We start from the raw sequence: 16,610 nt of genomic DNA, 5'->3' as shown, positions 1-16,610 counted from the left end.
AGCTCTGCTCATGCTTGCCGAGTGCAAAACGGCTCATATCTGAACCATCTTCGTTCTATCTGGTAACATAGCCTGATCAATCCTGTTTCGGTAAATAGCCCGCTTCATGAGTCGAATAATTTACTCGTTCCTGCTGTACTTGGCCGTGCCACTGGTGCTTCTGAAAATGTATCTCAGAGGTCGAAAAGCTCCCGCCTACCATAAACGCTGGTGCGAACGTTTCGCATTTATTAAAGCCTTGCCCGATAACAAACCGGTGATCTGGGTTCATTCAGTGTCTGTGGGAGAGACCATTGCCAGCGCGCCTATGGTGAAACAGCTGATGGCACTCTACCCGAATCACCAGTTTGTAGTCACAACCATGACGCCTACCGGTTCAGACAGAGTTAAGGCACTGTATGGCGACACGGTTCACCATGTTTACTGCCCCTATGATCTCCCTGATGTTCAGAGTCGCTTTTTAAACCGTATTCGCCCAACACTTGCCCTGATGATGGAAACAGAGCTATGGCCGAATACTGTAGCCGCCTGCCACAAACGAAACATTCCCATTGTTATTGCCAATGCCCGCCTCTCTGAAAAGTCTGCAAAGGGTTATGGCAAGCTGGGTGGTTTGACTCGCCAGATGATGGAACAGATTACATTAGTCGCCTGTCAAAACAGCACTGACGGCGAACGTTTCAAACAGCTTGGACTGACGGATAAACAGCTACGCATCACAGGCAGCGTTAAATTTGATATTACGGTTGATTCAGAAATTCACCGTCAGGCGAATGAGTTAAGAAAGCGTTGGGAAACAGGTGCTGAACGAAAGCGGGACATCCTGATCGCAGCCAGTACTCATCAGGGTGAGGACGAGCAGGTCATTGCCGCTTTTAAGCAAGTACTCGCTAAAAATAAAGACGCTTTGCTGGTTCTGGTTCCACGACACCCTGAGCGCTTCAATCAGGTGTTCCAGTTAATTGAAGGTAATAATCTATCTGCCATTCGTCACAGTCAAACCAGTGAAACCACTCCTGAAACCCAGGTTATTCTGGGCGACACCATGGGCGAACTGATGAAGCTCTATGCAACGGCTGATCTGGCTTTTGTTGGCGGCAGTCTGGTCGAGAATGGCGGTCACAATATGCTGGAACCGGCAGCGTTGGGCACTCCTGTTTTATCCGGACCAAGTATTTTCAACTTCAATGAAATCAGTCAGGAATTAGTGAGCAGTGGTGGTATGAAACTGGTTCAGTCTTCTAACGAGCTTGCTGAACAGGCATCAGAGCTTCTGGCATCTTCTGATCTCAGAAATAGCATGGGTGAGAAAGGAAAGATTTTTGTTGAGAGTAATCGAGGTGCTTTGCAAGAGCTGCTTAATCTGGTGCAGAAAACCTTAAAGGTATAAATACAAAAACGGGCCACATCAGTGACCCGTTTTAAAAGTACCGCGCTTACTTGGCACGACACTTGGCAGGGATGGAGATTTCTTCAGAAGAAACAATCCAGCCGTTCAGATCGGTCAGGTCCTGAGGGCTCAGGGTACCCACCGTCTGCTTCAACTTCAGCGTATTTACGATGTAATCGTAACGGGCATTCAGGTAGTTACTCTGGGCTGAGAACAGGGCATTCTGAGCGTTCAGTACGTCAGTGATATTACGAGTACCTACTTCATAACCGCTCTGAGTAGCCTTCATCGCACTCTCGGAAGAGACAATACCCTGACAACGGGCATCAACCTTGGCTACGTCAGAATTAATCGTACGGTGCAGGTTACGAGTACCTGCGTAAACAGTACGCAGAGCATTGTCGTAGTTCTGCTGGGCAGATTCGTACTGGTAGGTAGCCTGACGAACTTGTGAGCTGGTTGCTCCACCGGTGAACAGAGGCAGGGTGAATTTCACGCCAGCGACAGTAGCATCATTTTCTGTACCTCGTCCTTGCGACCTTGTGCTGTCCTGATAGTTCACAAAAGCATCGACTGTCGGAGCATGGCCAGACTTTTTAGCTTTGATATTGCTATTAGCTGCATTTAAGCCTTCTCGTACAGCAGCCAACTGGATACTGTTCTTTAATGCGCTGGAAACCCATTCTTCACTGCTGGAAGGGGTTGGATTCATCACAGGCATTTTCTTATTCAGCTTACCAATATCACTGATCTGTTTATTGGTAATGGTACGCAGGGCTTCATAAGAGACAGCAACACCATTTTCAGCATCGATACGGCCTACACGAGCGGAGTCGTAACTGGCTTTAGCTTCCAAAACATCAGTTTCAGGAATCAGACCAACTTTGTAACGTTCACGTGCCTGGTCTAGCTGTTGTTTAACCGCCTTTTCCTGAGCTTTTGCAGTAATCAGGCTGTCTTCTGACTTCAAAACTTTAAAGTAGGCATCAGCCACTCGAAGAATAAGGTCCTGCTGTTTCACTGCAAAATCCAGCTCAGCTTTTGTACTGTTAAATTTAGCTGCATCATAGCTAAACCAGCTTGAAAGATTGAACAGAGGCTGAGTTAGGCTCGCACTCCAAGAGGTAGAATTGTAATCATCCTTAGATTTGCCATTAAAAGGGCTAACAGATTCGATTTTGTTGTACTGAGTTTGACCAGTCACAGCTACTGTAGGCAGCAATTGAGAACGCGCCTGAACTGAACCTTCCAGAGATGCCATTTTATCGGCCTGGGCTGCTGCCAGCTGGGCATCATTTTTCAGTGCCAGGTTATAAACGTCCAGCAGGTTGTATTCTGTCGTTGCAGCCTGAGCACTCATAATTGTGCTTGTCAGGGCAGCCAACAGAAAACCGTTACGATAGAATCGCGGCATATCTCCAGTTCCTTAAATGTCTAAAGGGAAATGCAGTTCAGAGTTAGCATTTCACATTATTTCTCTGAGCCAGAAGGCAGGCTTTAATTGAGCAATAATGGTCAGGTATAGCAGGTAACTCAAGGGTGAACGACTTGAGTTTACACTTGTTTACCAAGGGTCGGAAGAACAGCTCCAGATTAAAAGTAATACTATTGACTTAGATTTGGTTCATATTCAACAAACACCATAAATACACAAAATAAACCAAAAAGCTTAGAGGCTGTTTGATAAGTATCGTCCGTAGCGTAGCGAGGATTGCAGGAAATTGAGGATAGAAATGCGGTTTTGAGAGGATAATAGCTGGCTATTTGACGAACAAAAGCACACTTTTAGACCAATTTACTGTGACCGCCGTAGGACAGATACTTTTCAAACAGCCTCTTAAGCATTTAAAAAGGTCTGCCCATGCTGAATATGGATTTCCGTAAAACTCTGGCTATTGAAACAGATTCAATGCCTTGGGAAGCAAGCCCCTCCCCTTCAGTATTTCGTAAAAGGCTGGCACGAGAAGAGCGTGAGAGCGGCCATGCTACCAGTCTGGTGAAATATACGTCTAATGCCAGCTTTCATAGTCATCCTCATCCAAAGGGTGAAGAGATTCTGGTACTGGACGGCATCTTTTCAGATGAAACAGGCGACTACCCTGCCGGCACTTATATTCGAAACCCACCAGGCAGCACTCATGCAGCATTTAGCGTGAACGGCTGTGTTCTTTTTGTAAAACTGGATCAGTTCCAGACCGGTGACAATAAAACCGTCAGTCAGAACACTATGGAATCTGACCGTTCAGTTGAAATTCTGCATCAATATAAAAATGAAACAACTTGCCTGATCCAACTGGAAAATGGTTCAAAATTTCAACTGGACGACGCAACCACCGGAGTAGAAGTTTTGGTTATATCAGGTTCCGTTAGCATCAATAATCAACTATTGTCGCAACATGGCTGGTTCAGAGGCATTCAGGACAACCTGGAAATGGCCGCTTGTTCTATTAGCACCAGATTGCTTTTGAAAACAGGGCATCTGACACACTCAGAGTAAGGCTCAGTCGGGGCTTCTTTAAACGCCCTAGAAAATCGGAAATATTGATCAGACTATGATTGTAGTTATGAACAAAAATTTAAAGCCCCGGTACCGGACTAATCTTGTCAAACAGCAGAGCCTGTGCGAAAGCAGTTTCCACAAGCTTAGACACCTGCTGCCGGAACTTGATAATCAGGATAATTTTCAGCTGAAATTGCACTACCAGAAACATACTGGTGTGGTTGAATTTCAGGTAGTAAGCCGTGCGCCTTTTACGCTTGAGCTGGATGTATCCATTCAGGCGGACTGGGGACAATGGCTGGATATGCCCTCTTTTCGAATAAGGGCTTATCAGGATGTTCGTATGGCTGAGATTGTCAGCATGAATCGCGAGCGTAATTTTGAAGCATTGTATGATTATCCCAACCAGAAAATGCACCAGCCGGACGAAAAAGCCCAACTTAACCAGCTTCTCGCTGAATGGCTGAACTTCTGTCTGGCTCACGGATTTTCTGACCAGAAAGTTGTTTGATGATCCTGCCTTAAAAGCCTTTGGTGTATTTCCATATCACCCTATTTGATGAAAAAACACTCAAGATAAAAAAACGTGTGAAACATCACTGTTTTATCCCAATACCCCTGTTAAACTCTTTTTTTCTCCTCTTCCTGAGATTTAGAGCCAGCTATGTCAAGGACTCACATAATACAGCTGACTGACACCCATTTATTTGGTGTAGATTCCGGAAGGCTGTTGGGTGCGGACACCAACAACAGTTTTCAAGCCATCCTGGACAACATCAGACTCAGTGACCACCTGCCCGAGCTTTTCCTGATGACAGGCGATTTAACTCAGGATCATTCTCTTGAGTCTTATCAGTGGCTGAAAGAGCAGCTGGACACTCTGCCCGTCCCTTATGTATGGATGAATGGCAATCACGACGACTGGGATATGATGCACTCAGTTGCTCCGAAAGCCTTGATTAAAAACACCATTATTAATGGCTGGCAGCTGATCTTCCTGAACTCTCAAGTGTTGGGGAAAACTCATGGTGAGCTTGCTTCTCAGGAGTTGGCATTACTGACAGAACAGCTTGAAAAGCATCCTGATAAACCAGCACTGATTGCCTTCCACCATCAGGCTTATCAAACCAGTTGCCAGTGGCTGAACGAAATCAATCTTGTAAACGCTGATGAGTTCAAAGCCCTTATCAGGCAGTACCCGCAAGTAAAAGTCGTACTCAACGGCCATATTCATCAGGAAGTGACCAGAGAAATCGAAGGCGTACTGTATTTATCCACACCATCGACCTGCGTCCAGTTCAAACCGGGCAGCAGTGATTTTGCTCTTGATGGTGCCAAACCAGGCTATCGCGAACTGGAACTGTCCGCTAACGGTGAATTAACTACTAAAGTTGTACGCCTGACAGACTACGTTCAGGAGCTGGATTTGACCGCTGATGGCTATTGATTCAGACAGCTAATAAGCCCATGGCCTGCATATAAGCATTTCTTATTAACTACTCCTCCTCCTTTCCTAGATTGGAGAATAGGAGTAGTAAAAAAGGAAGTAGATATGTCCAGGTTAAGGTCACCGCAGTACGACAACCAGGATGAGATTTTCTGGGACAGCGGACAGGAATTTCGTAAACAGCAAACCGCCGGCGAACGCTGTAAACAGAAAAGAACAAAGTCAATTCGTCAGGGTATTAATGATTACTGGGATCGACAGACACTTCGTCAAAATATTGCCGATTCGTTTGAAGACATCAGTGATAACTGGGAGGAGAGCGATAACTGGGAAGATAACCAGTCGGAGCACTAGCCTCCCAAGCGTCTTAAGAAGAGCTGCCAACCGGCGGCTCTTTTTTGTTTCAGCACCAAAACGTTAACTCAGAAAGAATCGTTTCAGCGTTCTTGCTATCAAGTCAGGTTTCTCTGCATGGAGCCAGTGGCCAGTATCCGCTATTTCCCGCAGACTGGCTTTCGGGAAATGCCTGAGTACCTCTTCCCGGTGTTCTGGCAGGATATAATCCGAATTCCCACCTTTCAAAAACAGTGTGTGACCCGCAAAAGCGCCATCAGCTGACTGCCCATCCAGTATTTCCAGATAATGTTCATGAATCGCTTGAAGATTCATTCGCCAGCTGTAACCGCCCTGATCGTTTCGGTAGAGGTTTTTCAACAAAAATGACCGTATCGCCAACTCCTCAACGTATTGAGAAATCGCCTTATCCGCATCAACTCGTTTTTCAAGCTGATCCAGCTTTACAGCGTGCAGTCCGGCAAAAACATCATCGTGACGGCGAACCTTGTATTTAACAGGTGCTATATCCATCACGGCCAGCTTTTCGATTCTATCCGGATAATCCAGAGCTACTTTCATCACAATCTTGCCACCCATGGAATGACCAAGAAGATGAGCTTTTTCAATGCCCTGAGCATTCATGTATTCGATAATATCCCCAGCCATCAGCGCATAGTTCATTTCATCACTGTGAGGGGAGCGGCCATGATTGCGTACATCAATACCGTGTACGGTGAATTCTTCAGCAAGCTGTCTGTTAATTGCTCCAAGGTTTTCCTGAGAACCAAACAAGCCATGAACACTGATCAGATGGGTACCTTCCCCTTGTTGGCGGGCATGTAGCTTCATTATTTTCCTATTGAATGTTTCAAGCCAGCCCAGCCTGAAAGGGCATTTCTGACTATCTATTGACTAATTTTTAATTGAGACGAAGTATTTTAACGGCTGATCAGGTTAATGGGGAGTCCTCTAAACTGATAAAAAACTCAAAGGAAGAGTGGTGATGGTGGAAAGTGTTAACCAGCCCGCAGGGACAAGCTCTGTTCAACCGTCACTACGGGATAATCTACCCGACTACCGAGCTCGTTCAGGGGCGTTTAGAGGTGACTCCAGTCAGCGGACAGTCAGTAAAGCTAGCGATGCTGAAGCCAGATTGCCACGAAGCAGTTCTGTAGACACTAACAGCAAATCTATTCGAGATCGTGTAGCAAAAAAGGTAACGCCTGAGACAACACTACCTTCATCAACAACTGCCTCTGAAAAGTCATCGTCCACAAAAGAAGCATCAGCCTCAAAGCCGCTAAACTCTCCCGATACAGAAAAGCTGATGACCTCTGATGAAGTCAAAGCGATAGCTGGCAACCCCAAAAGATTTCGTAGCCCTACCTACAAAGCAGCTCTGGATGCGCTGGATAAATACAATGCAGGAAATTTCAAAAGCAAAGCACAACAACTCGAACTACTTGATAAACTGGAGAGCACCTCAAAAGCGTTCCACTTAAAAAAAGCTGGTGAATCCAATGGGGTTCTTTCTCCAAGACTGGAGGGTGCCCAAAAGTTCTCTAAGAGTGTGGTACGTGAACAGGATCGGGTTCTGGATGAATGCCTGAAAGAAATTTTAGAGAATCCAAATCAGTTTGAAGTCAGTAGAGCTGTTGGTCATTTGCCAGCAAAGACTGTCGCTAACAGGCTGGCCCAGATGCCTGTCGAACCTAGAACAGTAGCACTTAATTCTATTCTCACAGGGCTAAGGCTTGAACAGGATATAGATGAAGCAGATCACACTCACTCTCTGGATATTGTTATCGACTTAATGAAAGAGCCCAATGTGAATCCTTCAGACCATTACAGTGATCTGGATACTGTTGTCAGTGAAGGGCCTGCCTATGTGAACTCCAAGTCAGCCAAGCATGCTTATGATCGAGGAGTGATGAATATTGACCTTTTCCGTGGAATTGGCAGTAAAAACATCATCAGTTATTCTTCAGGATTCACTCCAGTAGCTAATGCTGCTGCAAATATTCAGCTACTCAACCGTGAGCTGCTTGCAGGTACACAAGCATTGCAATCTATTGACGAGATCGGCCCTATCAGCAGTAGTGATGATAGTCGGCCTGACGCCATCAAACGGATTGCACTGCAAACAAATGCTTTCACACTCTATGAACTTCTGCTTAAGGCAAAAGCTGACCCACCGTTTGATATGATGATCAGAGCATGGGATCAGATAAACTACGGAGATATGATTGAGTACAACGCGCCAATTGAGCGTTTTAATGCGGCACATAAAGGTGATAAGTCACTAAAGAAACCAGAAGCCAGTGTCGAGAGTCCTGAATTCACAAATGAAATGAAAAAACTGGATGTTAGCTTCTTTAAAGCTCGTGCTGCTGGAAAACCGGTACCTTTGGAAAAATTGGGCTGGAAGCCATTACCAGACAACTGGCGTACAGACCCTGCAATCACCCCGACACCGGCGGAAGTAGCACAGGATTTTTTCTTTCAATACGCACAATCTCTTTAGAAAAGAGTCACAAGGCTTTTAGAAATCACCTGCAGTTTTATAAATACACTTAAACCGCAGGTAGTTTCTACAACACTTCTTCAAACAGTCAGGCCTTTAAACAGACACTGCCGCCTTAATATGCGGATGAGCTTGGTAATCCTTCAGAACAAAGTCATCAAAGGTAAACTCAAACAGATCATCGATCTCCGGGTTGATCAGCATAGTCGGCTTTGCAAAAGGCTCACGACTCAACTGTTCTTCCGTTTGTTCCAAGTGATTAGAGTACAAGTGAGCATCACCAAAGGTATGCACAAAATCACCCGCTTCCAGCCCGCAAACCTGCGCCATCATCATGGTCAGCAATGCATAGGATGCAATATTAAACGGCACGCCAAGGAAAACATCAGCACTGCGCTGATAAAGCTGACATGACAGCTTTCCATCCTGAACGTAGAACTGGAACAGACAGTGACAAGGAGGCAAGGCCTGTTTACCCATCTCGGCATTTTCTTTGGGTGAATGTTTCACATCCGGTAAAACACTTGGGTTCCAGGCGCTGATTACCAGACGACGGGAGTCTGGGTTGTTTTTAATTTCGTCCACCAACCACTGAATCTGGTCAACGGTTTCACCGTTGGCACCTTTCCAGCTGCGCCATTGTTCACCGTAAACAGGCCCCAGTTCACCTTCATCGGTCGCCCACTCATCCCAGATTCGAACACCGTTGTCCTGCAAATAACTGATGTTGGTGTCGCCTTTCAGAAACCAGAGCAGTTCATGAATGATCGATCTCAGGTGACACTTCTTGGTGGTCACCAGCGGAAAGCCTTCAGACAGGTCAAAGCGCATCTGATAGCCGAAAACACTGTAGGTGCCGGTGCCGGTACGGTCTGCTTTAAAGGTGCCGTTTTCCTTGATATGCCTGAGCAGGTCCAGATACTGTTTCATCGTTTGGATCCTTTTTTTCCTTTTGGCTTGGCGCTGTTGTTTACATGCTTCTCAAGCCATTTCAGATCATCTTGATTCTGGCCATTAACCAGAGGGAATTTTTTGTAGGCCACCGCTATCATTCCGGCACCTAACAGAATCATTGGTGTGGAAAGCAGCTGCCCCATGGTCAACCAGTCAAAGGCGATAAAGCCCAGCTGAGGGTCTGGCTGACGAACAAATTCGACACAGAAACGGCCAATACCATAAATCAGCAGGAACAAACCTGATACCGCCATACGAGGTCTTGGCTTTGCCGAGAACCACCAGAGTGCCGTAAACAGAATAATGCCTTCAATGGCGAACTGATAAAGCTGTGAAGGGTGGCGAGGCAATTGCGACGGATCAGTCGGGAACACCATGGCCCAGGAAACATCGGTTGCCCTGCCCCAGAGTTCGCCACCAATAAAGTTACCGATACGACCCAGACCGAGCCCCAGAGGCACAATCGGCGCAATAAAATCGGTCATCTGGAAGAAATTCTTGCCCAGCTTTCTGCCGTACCAAAAGACCGCCAGAATCACGCCCATCAAACCGCCATGGAAAGACATACCACCTTCCCAGACACTGAACAGCCAGAGCGGATTCTGCAGGAAGTAATCAAAGTTATAAAACAGAACGTAACCCGCTCGACCACCGGCAATCACACCAACAGCGGCGTAAAAGATCAGATCGCCCACCCACTCAGGATTCCAGAGACCTCCGGATTTCTTTGCTCTTGAAGTGGCCAGCCACCAGGCACCGGCAAAGCCAAGCAGATACATCAGTCCATACCAGTGGACTTTTAACGGGCCAAGACTGATGGCCACAGGGTCAATATCAGGATATGGGATCACGTATGGATTCCGGATAGAGTTAAGTCGAATTTAAGAAGTTTAACAATCAGAGCCTATCAGTTGAAAGAACACTGATCCTGCTGACTGAAATTTTTAATAAAAACAGGGTCTGCAAAGCTACTGTGTAGCCTGTCCAGAAAAAGCGAGATCTTACGGGAACGCTTGCCTGGACCATAATCCACTCTTAATTCAAGCTTGGTTGAAGGCATATCCGCCAGCACTTTTACCAACTCGCCAGTCTGAACCAAGTTACTGACAAGAATGTCCGGAAAGAACCCCATACTGTTGCCTTTGAGCATACTGAGCAACAACATATAGCCCTCGTTACTGGCCAGATGCCAGTCAAGCCCAAGCCCCTGTAACTGGACATTATGAGGCCAGACTGCCGGACTGAAATGGTTGAGTCGGTGCTGCTTTAAATCTTCCGGCTTTTCCGGTGTGCCAAATCGTTCCAGATATAAAGGGCTGGCATAGAGCCCCAGTTCAGTCAGAGCCAGCCTGCGATCCGTATTCAGGCTACTGGAGTCTTCCAGTACCATTTCAACAATGACATCAAAACGTTCCCTGACCAGCTCTTCAGTATGATCCGTTAAGTGAAGATCAAATTTAACGGCCGGATATTCATTCTGGAACTGTTCGATTAGCTCACTCATAAACAGACAGCCAAAGCCGGCACTCATGGCAACTTTCAATACTCCTCTGGGCTCCATGTCTCTGTGCTGGACACTCTGCTCCAGCTCTCCCATCTGACCGAGAATAGACTTACAGCCGTCATAGTAATCACGCCCGGCCTCCGTCACAGACATCTTACGAGTTGTACGACTGATCAAACGAATGCCAAGTTCTTCCTCGAGGCTTGCGATATAACGACCAATGATGGTTCTGGACAAACTGGTTTCATCCGCAACCTTTGTGAAACTGCCCAACTCAACAACACGACAAAATATTTCTATACGGCGCAGTTTATCCACGAAAAGCCTCTATTTATTGTTAACCAGTAGTTTAAAGTGAAGAAACAATAGGGGTAATTATCTCTTTTTATGAATCAATTAATATAGCTTCAGTAAATTAGTCAGACTTTTTTGAGGTTACCTATATCCATGTTTAAACGCTTGCTGTTAGCAACGCTGGTGCTGAGTGCTGTAATGGGTGGAATTTTTGGCACCATCATCACTGGTATTCAGCAGGAAATGGAAGCCATGAGCGGTTTCGTTCCTCCTCCTGTTCCCGTAGAAGCTGGCCTTGTCACTACTGCTGATTGGCCCGAACAAACACACGCAGTAGGCGATCTTCGCGCCTGGCAGGACTCTGATATTGCTGCCCAGATCAACGGTGAGGTTGAACAGATCCTGTTTAAATCCGGTGATTTCGTCAAGAAAGATCAAGTACTGGTCATTCTTGACAGCGAAGTTGAGCAGGCACAATTAAAGCGGGTTCAGGCTCAGCTCAAGCTGGCGCAACTGAACTACGACCGTAACCTTGAACTACGACAGAACAAGGTTATTTCCCAGAACCAGCTGGACCAGTTTTTAACAACTCTGGATGAAGCCAAGGCACAAGAGCAGGAACTTAAGGCAAGCATCAGCAAGAAGAGCCTTAGTGCACCTTTCGGCGGTCAAATGGGGCTGCGTACCATTGACGTTGGTGACTACCTCAAGGAAGGAACATTAATCGCGAACCTTCAGGACCTCAGTCAGTTATACGTCGATTTCACTGTACCTGAGCAGTACGCCAGCAAAATAGCTCAAGGTATGAAAGTGAAGGTCAGCCTGCAATCCGATGATGACAACCAGGCTGTTGTTTACGGTGAAGTGATCGCCAGAGACAGTAAGCTGGACCTGAAAACCCGCAACCTTAAAATTCGAGCCCGTCTGAACAATACTGACCAGCGTTTCGTTCCAGGCATGTTCACTAACATTACGGTCATTCTTGCAGAACAACGTGAAGTACTGACCCTGCCAGAAACTGCCATTTCCTACAGCTCTTTTGGTAATACGGCTTATATGGTTCAACAGGGTGAGAAGGGGCTTATTGCTCTGCCTTCCTTCGTGAAAACCGGTGAACACAGAAACGGTAAAGTCGAAGTCATTTCAGGTCTTAAAGCAGGTGATCAAATCGTTCTGACAGGTCAGATGAAACTCTACCCGGGAGTGTCTGTCATAGTTTCTGAAAATAAAGCTTCTGGAGAAAAAGCTGTCGGAGACACTGATCAATGAAGTTTACCGATCACTTTATTCGTCGGCCGGTTCTGGCCACGGTTATCAGTTTCCTGATTATTCTGTTGGGCTTGCAAGCCTGGCAAAAGCTTCAGGTCAGGCAGTTTCCCAAAACTGACGACACGGTAGTAACAGTAACTACTGTTTACCCCGGCGCCAGTGCCCGGTTGATTCAGGGGTTTATAACCACACCTTTGCAGCAGCGTATTGCTTCTGCGGAAGGCATTGAATATATCTCATCAAGAAGCAATCAGGGCAGCTCTGTTATTGAGGTGCATATTGAGCGAGGCTTTAACTCCTCGTCGGCGCTCTCCGAGATCATGGCCAAGGTAAACGAGGCCCGCACTGTTCTGCCTGCCGAGGCGGAATCGCCGGTTATTACCAAGGGCACTTTTTCCCCTGCTTTGATGTATATCCGGGTACAGAGTGATACCCAGTCCATCGAGCAGATGACCGACTATCTGGACCGTGCCGTACAACCACGACTGGCAACCCTTCCCGGTGTTGGCTCTATTGGTATTGATGGTGCAAAGACTTACTCCATGCGGGTATGGCTTGATCCACTGAAAATGACAGCCTTCAATGTCACCGCTCAGGACGTCAGAAGTGCACTGGCCAGTAATAACTTTCTGGCTGCAGCCGGCTCTACCAAGAGTGAATGGACCGTCATTGATGTCAACGCTGCTACCGATATCAGTTCTGCTGAGGACTTCGCCCGTCTGATTATTCGCAGTGACCAGGATAAAGGTGTCGTACGTCTTGGCGATGTCGCCAAAACAGAACTGAGTGCAGCAAATCCCAATAATTTCACAGGCTACAAAGGAGAAGAATCGCTTTACCTGACCGTAAAAGCAGCTCCGGGCGCTAACCCTATTGATGTCATTGATAACGTTCTGGAAGTACTTCCGGAGATTCAGGCACAACAGCCTGTCGGCATGATCATCACCGTTGCTTACGACGCTACCGACTTTATTCGTTCTTCTATTGATGAAGTGGTTCGAACTCTGGGTGAAGCGACTCTGATCGTTGTTCTGGTGGTTTTCCTGTTTCTGGGTTCGTTCCGTATTGTTCTGATTCCGGTTATCACTATTCCGCTGTCCCTGATTGGCGCACTGTTTTTCATGATGGCCATGGGTTACAGCATCAACCTGTTGACGCTACTGGCACTAGTTCTTGCCATAGGGTTGGTGGTTGATGACGCTATCGTCGTAGTGGAAAACGTGCACCGGCATATCGAAGCAGGGCTTAAACCTTTTCAGGCAGCGATTGTGGGTGCCAGAGAGATAGCTTCTCCGGTTATTTCCATGACCATTACTCTGGCAGCTGTTTATGCACCTATTGGTTTTGTGGGTGGTTTGACCGGCGCGCTGTTTCAGGAGTTCGCTTTTACACTGGCCGGTGCCGTTATTATTTCCGGTGTTATCGCTTTAACACTGTCACCCATGATGGCATCAAAGATGATTCGTCATACCTCCAGTGGCGGTCTTGCCGCAAAGCTGGATAAGCTGTTCGACAGGTTCAGCAGACTCTATGGTCGTGCCCTGAGCGATATGCTGAAGTATCGTTCTGTCACTATTCTGACTATGGTAGTGATCATTCTCAGTTTGCCAGCACTCTATATGCTCAGCGGCAAGGAACTGGCTCCTCAGGAAGACAAGGGCATTATTTTCGGTGTCTCTGAAGCGCCGAGATATTCCAACCTGGATTACATGAACAAGTACACGTCCGCGTACGAAGGCTTTTTCGAATCCTTCCCCGAGTACTCTCACTCGTTCATTATCAATGACCCAGGTTCGTCTATTTTTGGTATGTTGCTGAAACCATGGGATCAGCGGGAGCGTGGGCTGGCAGATATTCAGCAGCAGCTTCAGAACCAGTACATGTCACAGGTAACCGGACTGAACGTCTTTACCTTTGCCGGTTCTTCGTTGCCGGGAGCAGGCAGTGGCCTGCCCGTTCAGTTTATTCTGACCAGTACCAACAGCTATCAGGATCTGAACGACATTTCTGGTCAGCTGGTTCAGGAAGCCATGAAGTCTGGTCTGTTTATGTTTGCCAAGAGTGACCTGCGTTTTGATAAGCCTGAGATCCAGGTCAACATCAATCGTAAACTGGCGGGTGAACTGGGTGTCAGCATGCAGGACATTGCCAACACTCTGGCTACCATGCTTGGTAGCAGTGAAGTGAACCGCTTCTCTCTTGATGGTCGCAGTTACAAAGTTATTCCTCAGGCTGCTCAGGAATTTCGTATGACCCAGGAGTGGCTGGGACGCTATCAGGTCAGAACGATCAGTGGCGACATGGTTTCTCTGGCAACCCTGGTATCCATCGAACAGGGAGTACAACCTAACTCACTGACCCAATTCCAGCAGCTCAACTCTGCCAAGATTCAGGGTATGTTGATTCCTGGCACCAGCATGGGTCAGGCACTTGAATTTCTGCAGACCAAGGCGAAAGAGCTTGCACCAAACGGTTACAGTTTTGATTACGAAGGTGAATCCAGGCAGTTTATCAAGGAAGGTAACGCCCTTGGCCTGATAATGCTCTTCGCTATTATCGTGATCTTTCTGGTGCTGGCAGCTCAGTTTGAAAGTTTCCGAGATCCGCTGGTGATTCTATTCAGTGTGCCACTGTCACTGTTCGGGGCAATGGTTCCCATCGCTCTGGGTTATGCAACATTGAACATCTACACCCAGATTGGTCTGGTAACACTGGTAGGACTGATCACTAAGCACGGTATTCTTATTGTCGAATTTGCTAACCAGTTGCGAGATGAGAATCCTGAATTGACTCGGTTGGAAGCCGTACAGCAGGCTGCAACCATACGACTGCGCCCTGTATTGATGACCACAGCAGCAATGGTTCTTGGTGTTCTGCCACTATTGAGTGCATCTGGAGCAGGTGCAGCCAGTCGTTATTCTATCGGCCTTGTCATTGCCAGCGGCATGAGTATCGGAACACTCTTCACCCTGTTTGTAGTGCCAGTGCTCTATACTTTTCTTTCAAAGGCAGAAAGACAACCATTACCTGCTATTACGAACAGCTAACCGGAATATGGCTCAAGACTCTCAGTTTTGAGCCATTCAACAGAGGAAAGCAGGAGGACATCATTATTTGAGAAACTACTAGAGACGTATGGTAATGCTGACCGGTAAATACCCCAAACTTTTACTGGTCAGCTTTCTATTAAAACTCTCCATTAAAGCGCTCTATTGAAGTGCTCTATCAAAGCCATCTTTTAAACCCGCTTTTGGTATTGAGCTGCCATCAAGCCGCAATCAGGAATTCCATTCCCACCAGCATCAAAAAGACCGCAAACATTTTCTGAAGCTTATCGGAAGGAAGACTGTGTGCCAGATGCGCACCAAGCCGGGCAAAGAACATACTCGCCAGAACAATACCTACAAATGCTGGCCAGTAAACAAAACCAGTACTCATCTCCGGCAACAGAGGGTTACCATGCCCAAGATAAATATTGGCACTGGTCCCCATAATAGCAATCGGCAAGCCGCAGGCTGCTGAAGTCGCCACCGCCTTACCCATGGTTAAATGACACCTTCTCAGAAACGGCACCGATAAGGTACCGCCACCGATTCCAAAAATACTGGATGCCCAGCCAATAATACTGCCAGCCAGAACCATTACCGGTTTTCCTGGCGTTGTACTACCTTCTGCAACCTTGAAGCCAAACCACATTTTTACAGCCACAGTGAGAGCAAATATCCCGATAGCCCTTTGCAGGGTTTGCCCACTCATCTGTGTTGCTGTCAAAACACCTAACCAGGAGCCTAAAAGAATACCGGCGGCCAGCACCACAAACATCGGCCATTGAACGGCACCTCTCGCATGATGAGCCTTAATGGAACTGATTGAAGTAACAACGATGGTTGCCAGAGAGGTTCCAACAGCAAGATGTGTCAAGATTTCGGGGGCAACACCCTGAACCTGAAAACTATAAACAAGGGCAGGCACGATAATCAGCCCGCCACCAATGCCGAACAAACCAGCCAAAGTTCCAGCCAGAGCCCCTAAAATCAGATAAGAAAGAAAAATCATTGAACGCATTCCCGCGAAACAGCTAAGTGTATAGACACACGCAATCGAATATTAGATTGCTGTTTGTCCGCCCAGGCGAGCAAACAACTTCTGAATTCGTATGTCTGGGTACTACAACAACCAGCGTACTGATTATGGTCGAATACCGAGTTATCGTTATTATTAGTCCCAAATTTTAGAAATTGGAGACAGTTCTTTTTAAATCAATCACTTAGTAGACTCAGAACAAAGCTGAAAGTTCATTATATTTATATTTTTTCTACAATTAAGAAAGTCATCTTACCTACTCAGAAAACTTCTGCAAAAACTTTTGACCTGAATTACCTCCGTACAAAA

14 protein-coding genes are annotated in these 16,610 nt (G+C 46.7%); 8 read left to right on the top strand and 6 right to left on the bottom strand.

Annotation, left to right across the window (positions count from 1 at the left end):
• The first annotated feature begins 106 nt into the window (after positions 1-106).
• Positions 107-1,390 carry a lipid IV(A) 3-deoxy-D-manno-octulosonic acid transferase gene (waaA, locus tag EOPP23_RS02775; RefSeq protein ID WP_153764462.1) on the top strand — a complete coding sequence of 428 codons (1,284 nt, stop codon included), beginning with the start codon at positions 107-109 and terminating at the stop codon, positions 1,388-1,390.
• 46 nt (positions 1,391-1,436) lie between these two features.
• Here waaA and EOPP23_RS02770 read toward each other — a convergent pair whose 3' ends face one another.
• The gene (locus tag EOPP23_RS02770) at positions 1,437-2,804 is read right to left on the bottom strand and encodes a TolC family outer membrane protein (RefSeq protein WP_153764461.1); all 1,368 of its coding nucleotides are present in this window, start codon (positions 2,802-2,804) and stop codon (positions 1,437-1,439) included.
• A 447-nt stretch (positions 2,805-3,251) separates the two neighbouring features.
• On the opposite strand from EOPP23_RS02770, the gene EOPP23_RS02765 reads away from it, so the two are divergent.
• The 4 genes from EOPP23_RS02765 to EOPP23_RS02750 all read left to right on the top strand — a co-directional run bounded on the left by EOPP23_RS02765 (position 3,252) and on the right by EOPP23_RS02750 (position 5,691).
• Positions 3,252-3,887 carry a cupin domain-containing protein gene (locus EOPP23_RS02765; RefSeq protein WP_153764460.1) on the top strand — a complete coding sequence of 212 codons (636 nt, stop codon included), beginning with the start codon at positions 3,252-3,254 and terminating at the stop codon, positions 3,885-3,887.
• A gap of 67 nt (positions 3,888-3,954) precedes the next feature.
• Positions 3,955-4,401 (top strand): DUF1249 domain-containing protein, encoded by a 447-nt coding sequence (locus EOPP23_RS02760; RefSeq protein WP_194842469.1) that lies wholly within the window; start codon positions 3,955-3,957, stop codon positions 4,399-4,401.
• A 153-nt stretch (positions 4,402-4,554) separates the two neighbouring features.
• Complete coding sequence (cpdA, locus tag EOPP23_RS02755) at positions 4,555-5,337, top strand: 3',5'-cyclic-AMP phosphodiesterase (RefSeq protein WP_153764458.1); 783 nt, start codon at positions 4,555-4,557, stop codon at positions 5,335-5,337.
• A 105-nt stretch (positions 5,338-5,442) separates the two neighbouring features.
• Positions 5,443-5,691 (top strand): hypothetical protein, encoded by a 249-nt coding sequence (locus tag EOPP23_RS02750; RefSeq protein WP_153764457.1) that lies wholly within the window; start codon positions 5,443-5,445, stop codon positions 5,689-5,691.
• A 63-nt stretch (positions 5,692-5,754) separates the two neighbouring features.
• Here EOPP23_RS02750 and EOPP23_RS02745 read toward each other — a convergent pair whose 3' ends face one another.
• Positions 5,755-6,522 (bottom strand): alpha/beta fold hydrolase, encoded by a 768-nt coding sequence (locus EOPP23_RS02745; RefSeq protein WP_153764456.1) that lies wholly within the window; start codon positions 6,520-6,522, stop codon positions 5,755-5,757.
• A 154-nt stretch (positions 6,523-6,676) separates the two neighbouring features.
• Here EOPP23_RS02745 and EOPP23_RS02740 point away from each other — a divergent pair, with 154 nt between their 5' ends.
• A complete protein-coding gene (locus EOPP23_RS02740) occupies positions 6,677-8,197 on the top strand; it encodes a hypothetical protein (RefSeq protein WP_153764455.1) in 1,521 nt (506 codons plus the stop codon).
• A 96-nt stretch (positions 8,198-8,293) separates the two neighbouring features.
• Here EOPP23_RS02740 and EOPP23_RS02735 read toward each other — a convergent pair whose 3' ends face one another.
• Genes EOPP23_RS02735 through EOPP23_RS02725 form a run of 3 tightly spaced genes read right to left on the bottom strand, consistent with a single transcriptional unit; the run spans position 8,294 to position 10,973 of the window.
• Entirely contained in the window at positions 8,294-9,127 is an 834-nt protein-coding gene (locus tag EOPP23_RS02735; RefSeq protein WP_153764454.1) for a thymidylate synthase, read from the bottom strand.
• On the bottom strand, positions 9,124-10,002 hold the full coding sequence (gene lgt / locus EOPP23_RS02730; protein WP_370514593.1) for a prolipoprotein diacylglyceryl transferase: 879 nt from the start codon (positions 10,000-10,002) through the stop codon (positions 9,124-9,126). Before lgt ends, EOPP23_RS02735 begins: the two co-directional genes overlap by 4 nt.
• Before the next feature lie 56 nt (positions 10,003-10,058).
• Positions 10,059-10,973 (bottom strand): LysR family transcriptional regulator, encoded by a 915-nt coding sequence (locus EOPP23_RS02725; protein ID WP_153764453.1) that lies wholly within the window; start codon positions 10,971-10,973, stop codon positions 10,059-10,061.
• Between the two features lie 129 nt (positions 10,974-11,102).
• On the opposite strand from EOPP23_RS02725, the gene EOPP23_RS02720 reads away from it, so the two are divergent.
• Together EOPP23_RS02720 and EOPP23_RS02715 are read left to right on the top strand one after the other, a co-directional pair.
• Complete coding sequence (locus EOPP23_RS02720) at positions 11,103-12,218, top strand: efflux RND transporter periplasmic adaptor subunit (RefSeq protein WP_153764452.1); 1,116 nt, start codon at positions 11,103-11,105, stop codon at positions 12,216-12,218.
• A complete protein-coding gene (locus EOPP23_RS02715; protein ID WP_153764451.1) occupies positions 12,215-15,265 on the top strand; it encodes an efflux RND transporter permease subunit in 3,051 nt (1,016 codons plus the stop codon). Before EOPP23_RS02720 ends, EOPP23_RS02715 begins: the two co-directional genes overlap by 4 nt.
• Before the next feature lie 220 nt (positions 15,266-15,485).
• Here EOPP23_RS02715 and EOPP23_RS02710 read toward each other — a convergent pair whose 3' ends face one another.
• A complete protein-coding gene (locus EOPP23_RS02710) occupies positions 15,486-16,274 on the bottom strand; it encodes a sulfite exporter TauE/SafE family protein (RefSeq protein ID WP_153764450.1) in 789 nt (262 codons plus the stop codon).
• Positions 16,275-16,610 lie beyond the last annotated feature (336 nt).

The sequence above is a fragment of the Endozoicomonas sp. OPT23 genome (assembly GCF_009653635.1).
Classification (GTDB): Bacteria; Pseudomonadota; Gammaproteobacteria; order Pseudomonadales; family Endozoicomonadaceae; genus Endozoicomonas_A.
This window is presented reverse-complemented; position numbering and strand designations above follow the sequence as displayed.

What these genes read in the sequence shown, in the direction of transcription:
- EOPP23_RS02770 (WP_153764461.1), bottom strand. Translation starts at nt 2,804, where the DNA reads ATGCCGCGATTCTATCGTAACGGTTTTCTGTTGGCTGCCCTGACAAGC.
- EOPP23_RS02720 (WP_153764452.1), top strand. Translation starts at nt 11,103, where the DNA reads ATGTTTAAACGCTTGCTGTTAGCAACGCTGGTGCTGAGTGCTGTAATG.
- EOPP23_RS02735 (WP_153764454.1), bottom strand. Translation starts at nt 9,127, where the DNA reads ATGAAACAGTATCTGGACCTGCTCAGGCATATCAAGGAAAACGGCACC.
- EOPP23_RS02715 (WP_153764451.1), top strand. Translation starts at nt 12,215, where the DNA reads ATGAAGTTTACCGATCACTTTATTCGTCGGCCGGTTCTGGCCACGGTT.
- EOPP23_RS02765 (WP_153764460.1), top strand. Translation starts at nt 3,252, where the DNA reads ATGCTGAATATGGATTTCCGTAAAACTCTGGCTATTGAAACAGATTCA.
- waaA (WP_153764462.1), top strand. Translation starts at nt 107, where the DNA reads ATGAGTCGAATAATTTACTCGTTCCTGCTGTACTTGGCCGTGCCACTG.
- EOPP23_RS02750 (WP_153764457.1), top strand. Translation starts at nt 5,443, where the DNA reads ATGTCCAGGTTAAGGTCACCGCAGTACGACAACCAGGATGAGATTTTC.
- cpdA (WP_153764458.1), top strand. Translation starts at nt 4,555, where the DNA reads ATGTCAAGGACTCACATAATACAGCTGACTGACACCCATTTATTTGGT.
- EOPP23_RS02710 (WP_153764450.1), bottom strand. Translation starts at nt 16,274, where the DNA reads ATGATTTTTCTTTCTTATCTGATTTTAGGGGCTCTGGCTGGAACTTTG.
- EOPP23_RS02745 (WP_153764456.1), bottom strand. Translation starts at nt 6,522, where the DNA reads ATGAAGCTACATGCCCGCCAACAAGGGGAAGGTACCCATCTGATCAGT.
- EOPP23_RS02740 (WP_153764455.1), top strand. Translation starts at nt 6,677, where the DNA reads ATGGTGGAAAGTGTTAACCAGCCCGCAGGGACAAGCTCTGTTCAACCG.
- EOPP23_RS02760 (WP_194842469.1), top strand. Translation starts at nt 3,955, where the DNA reads ATGAACAAAAATTTAAAGCCCCGGTACCGGACTAATCTTGTCAAACAG.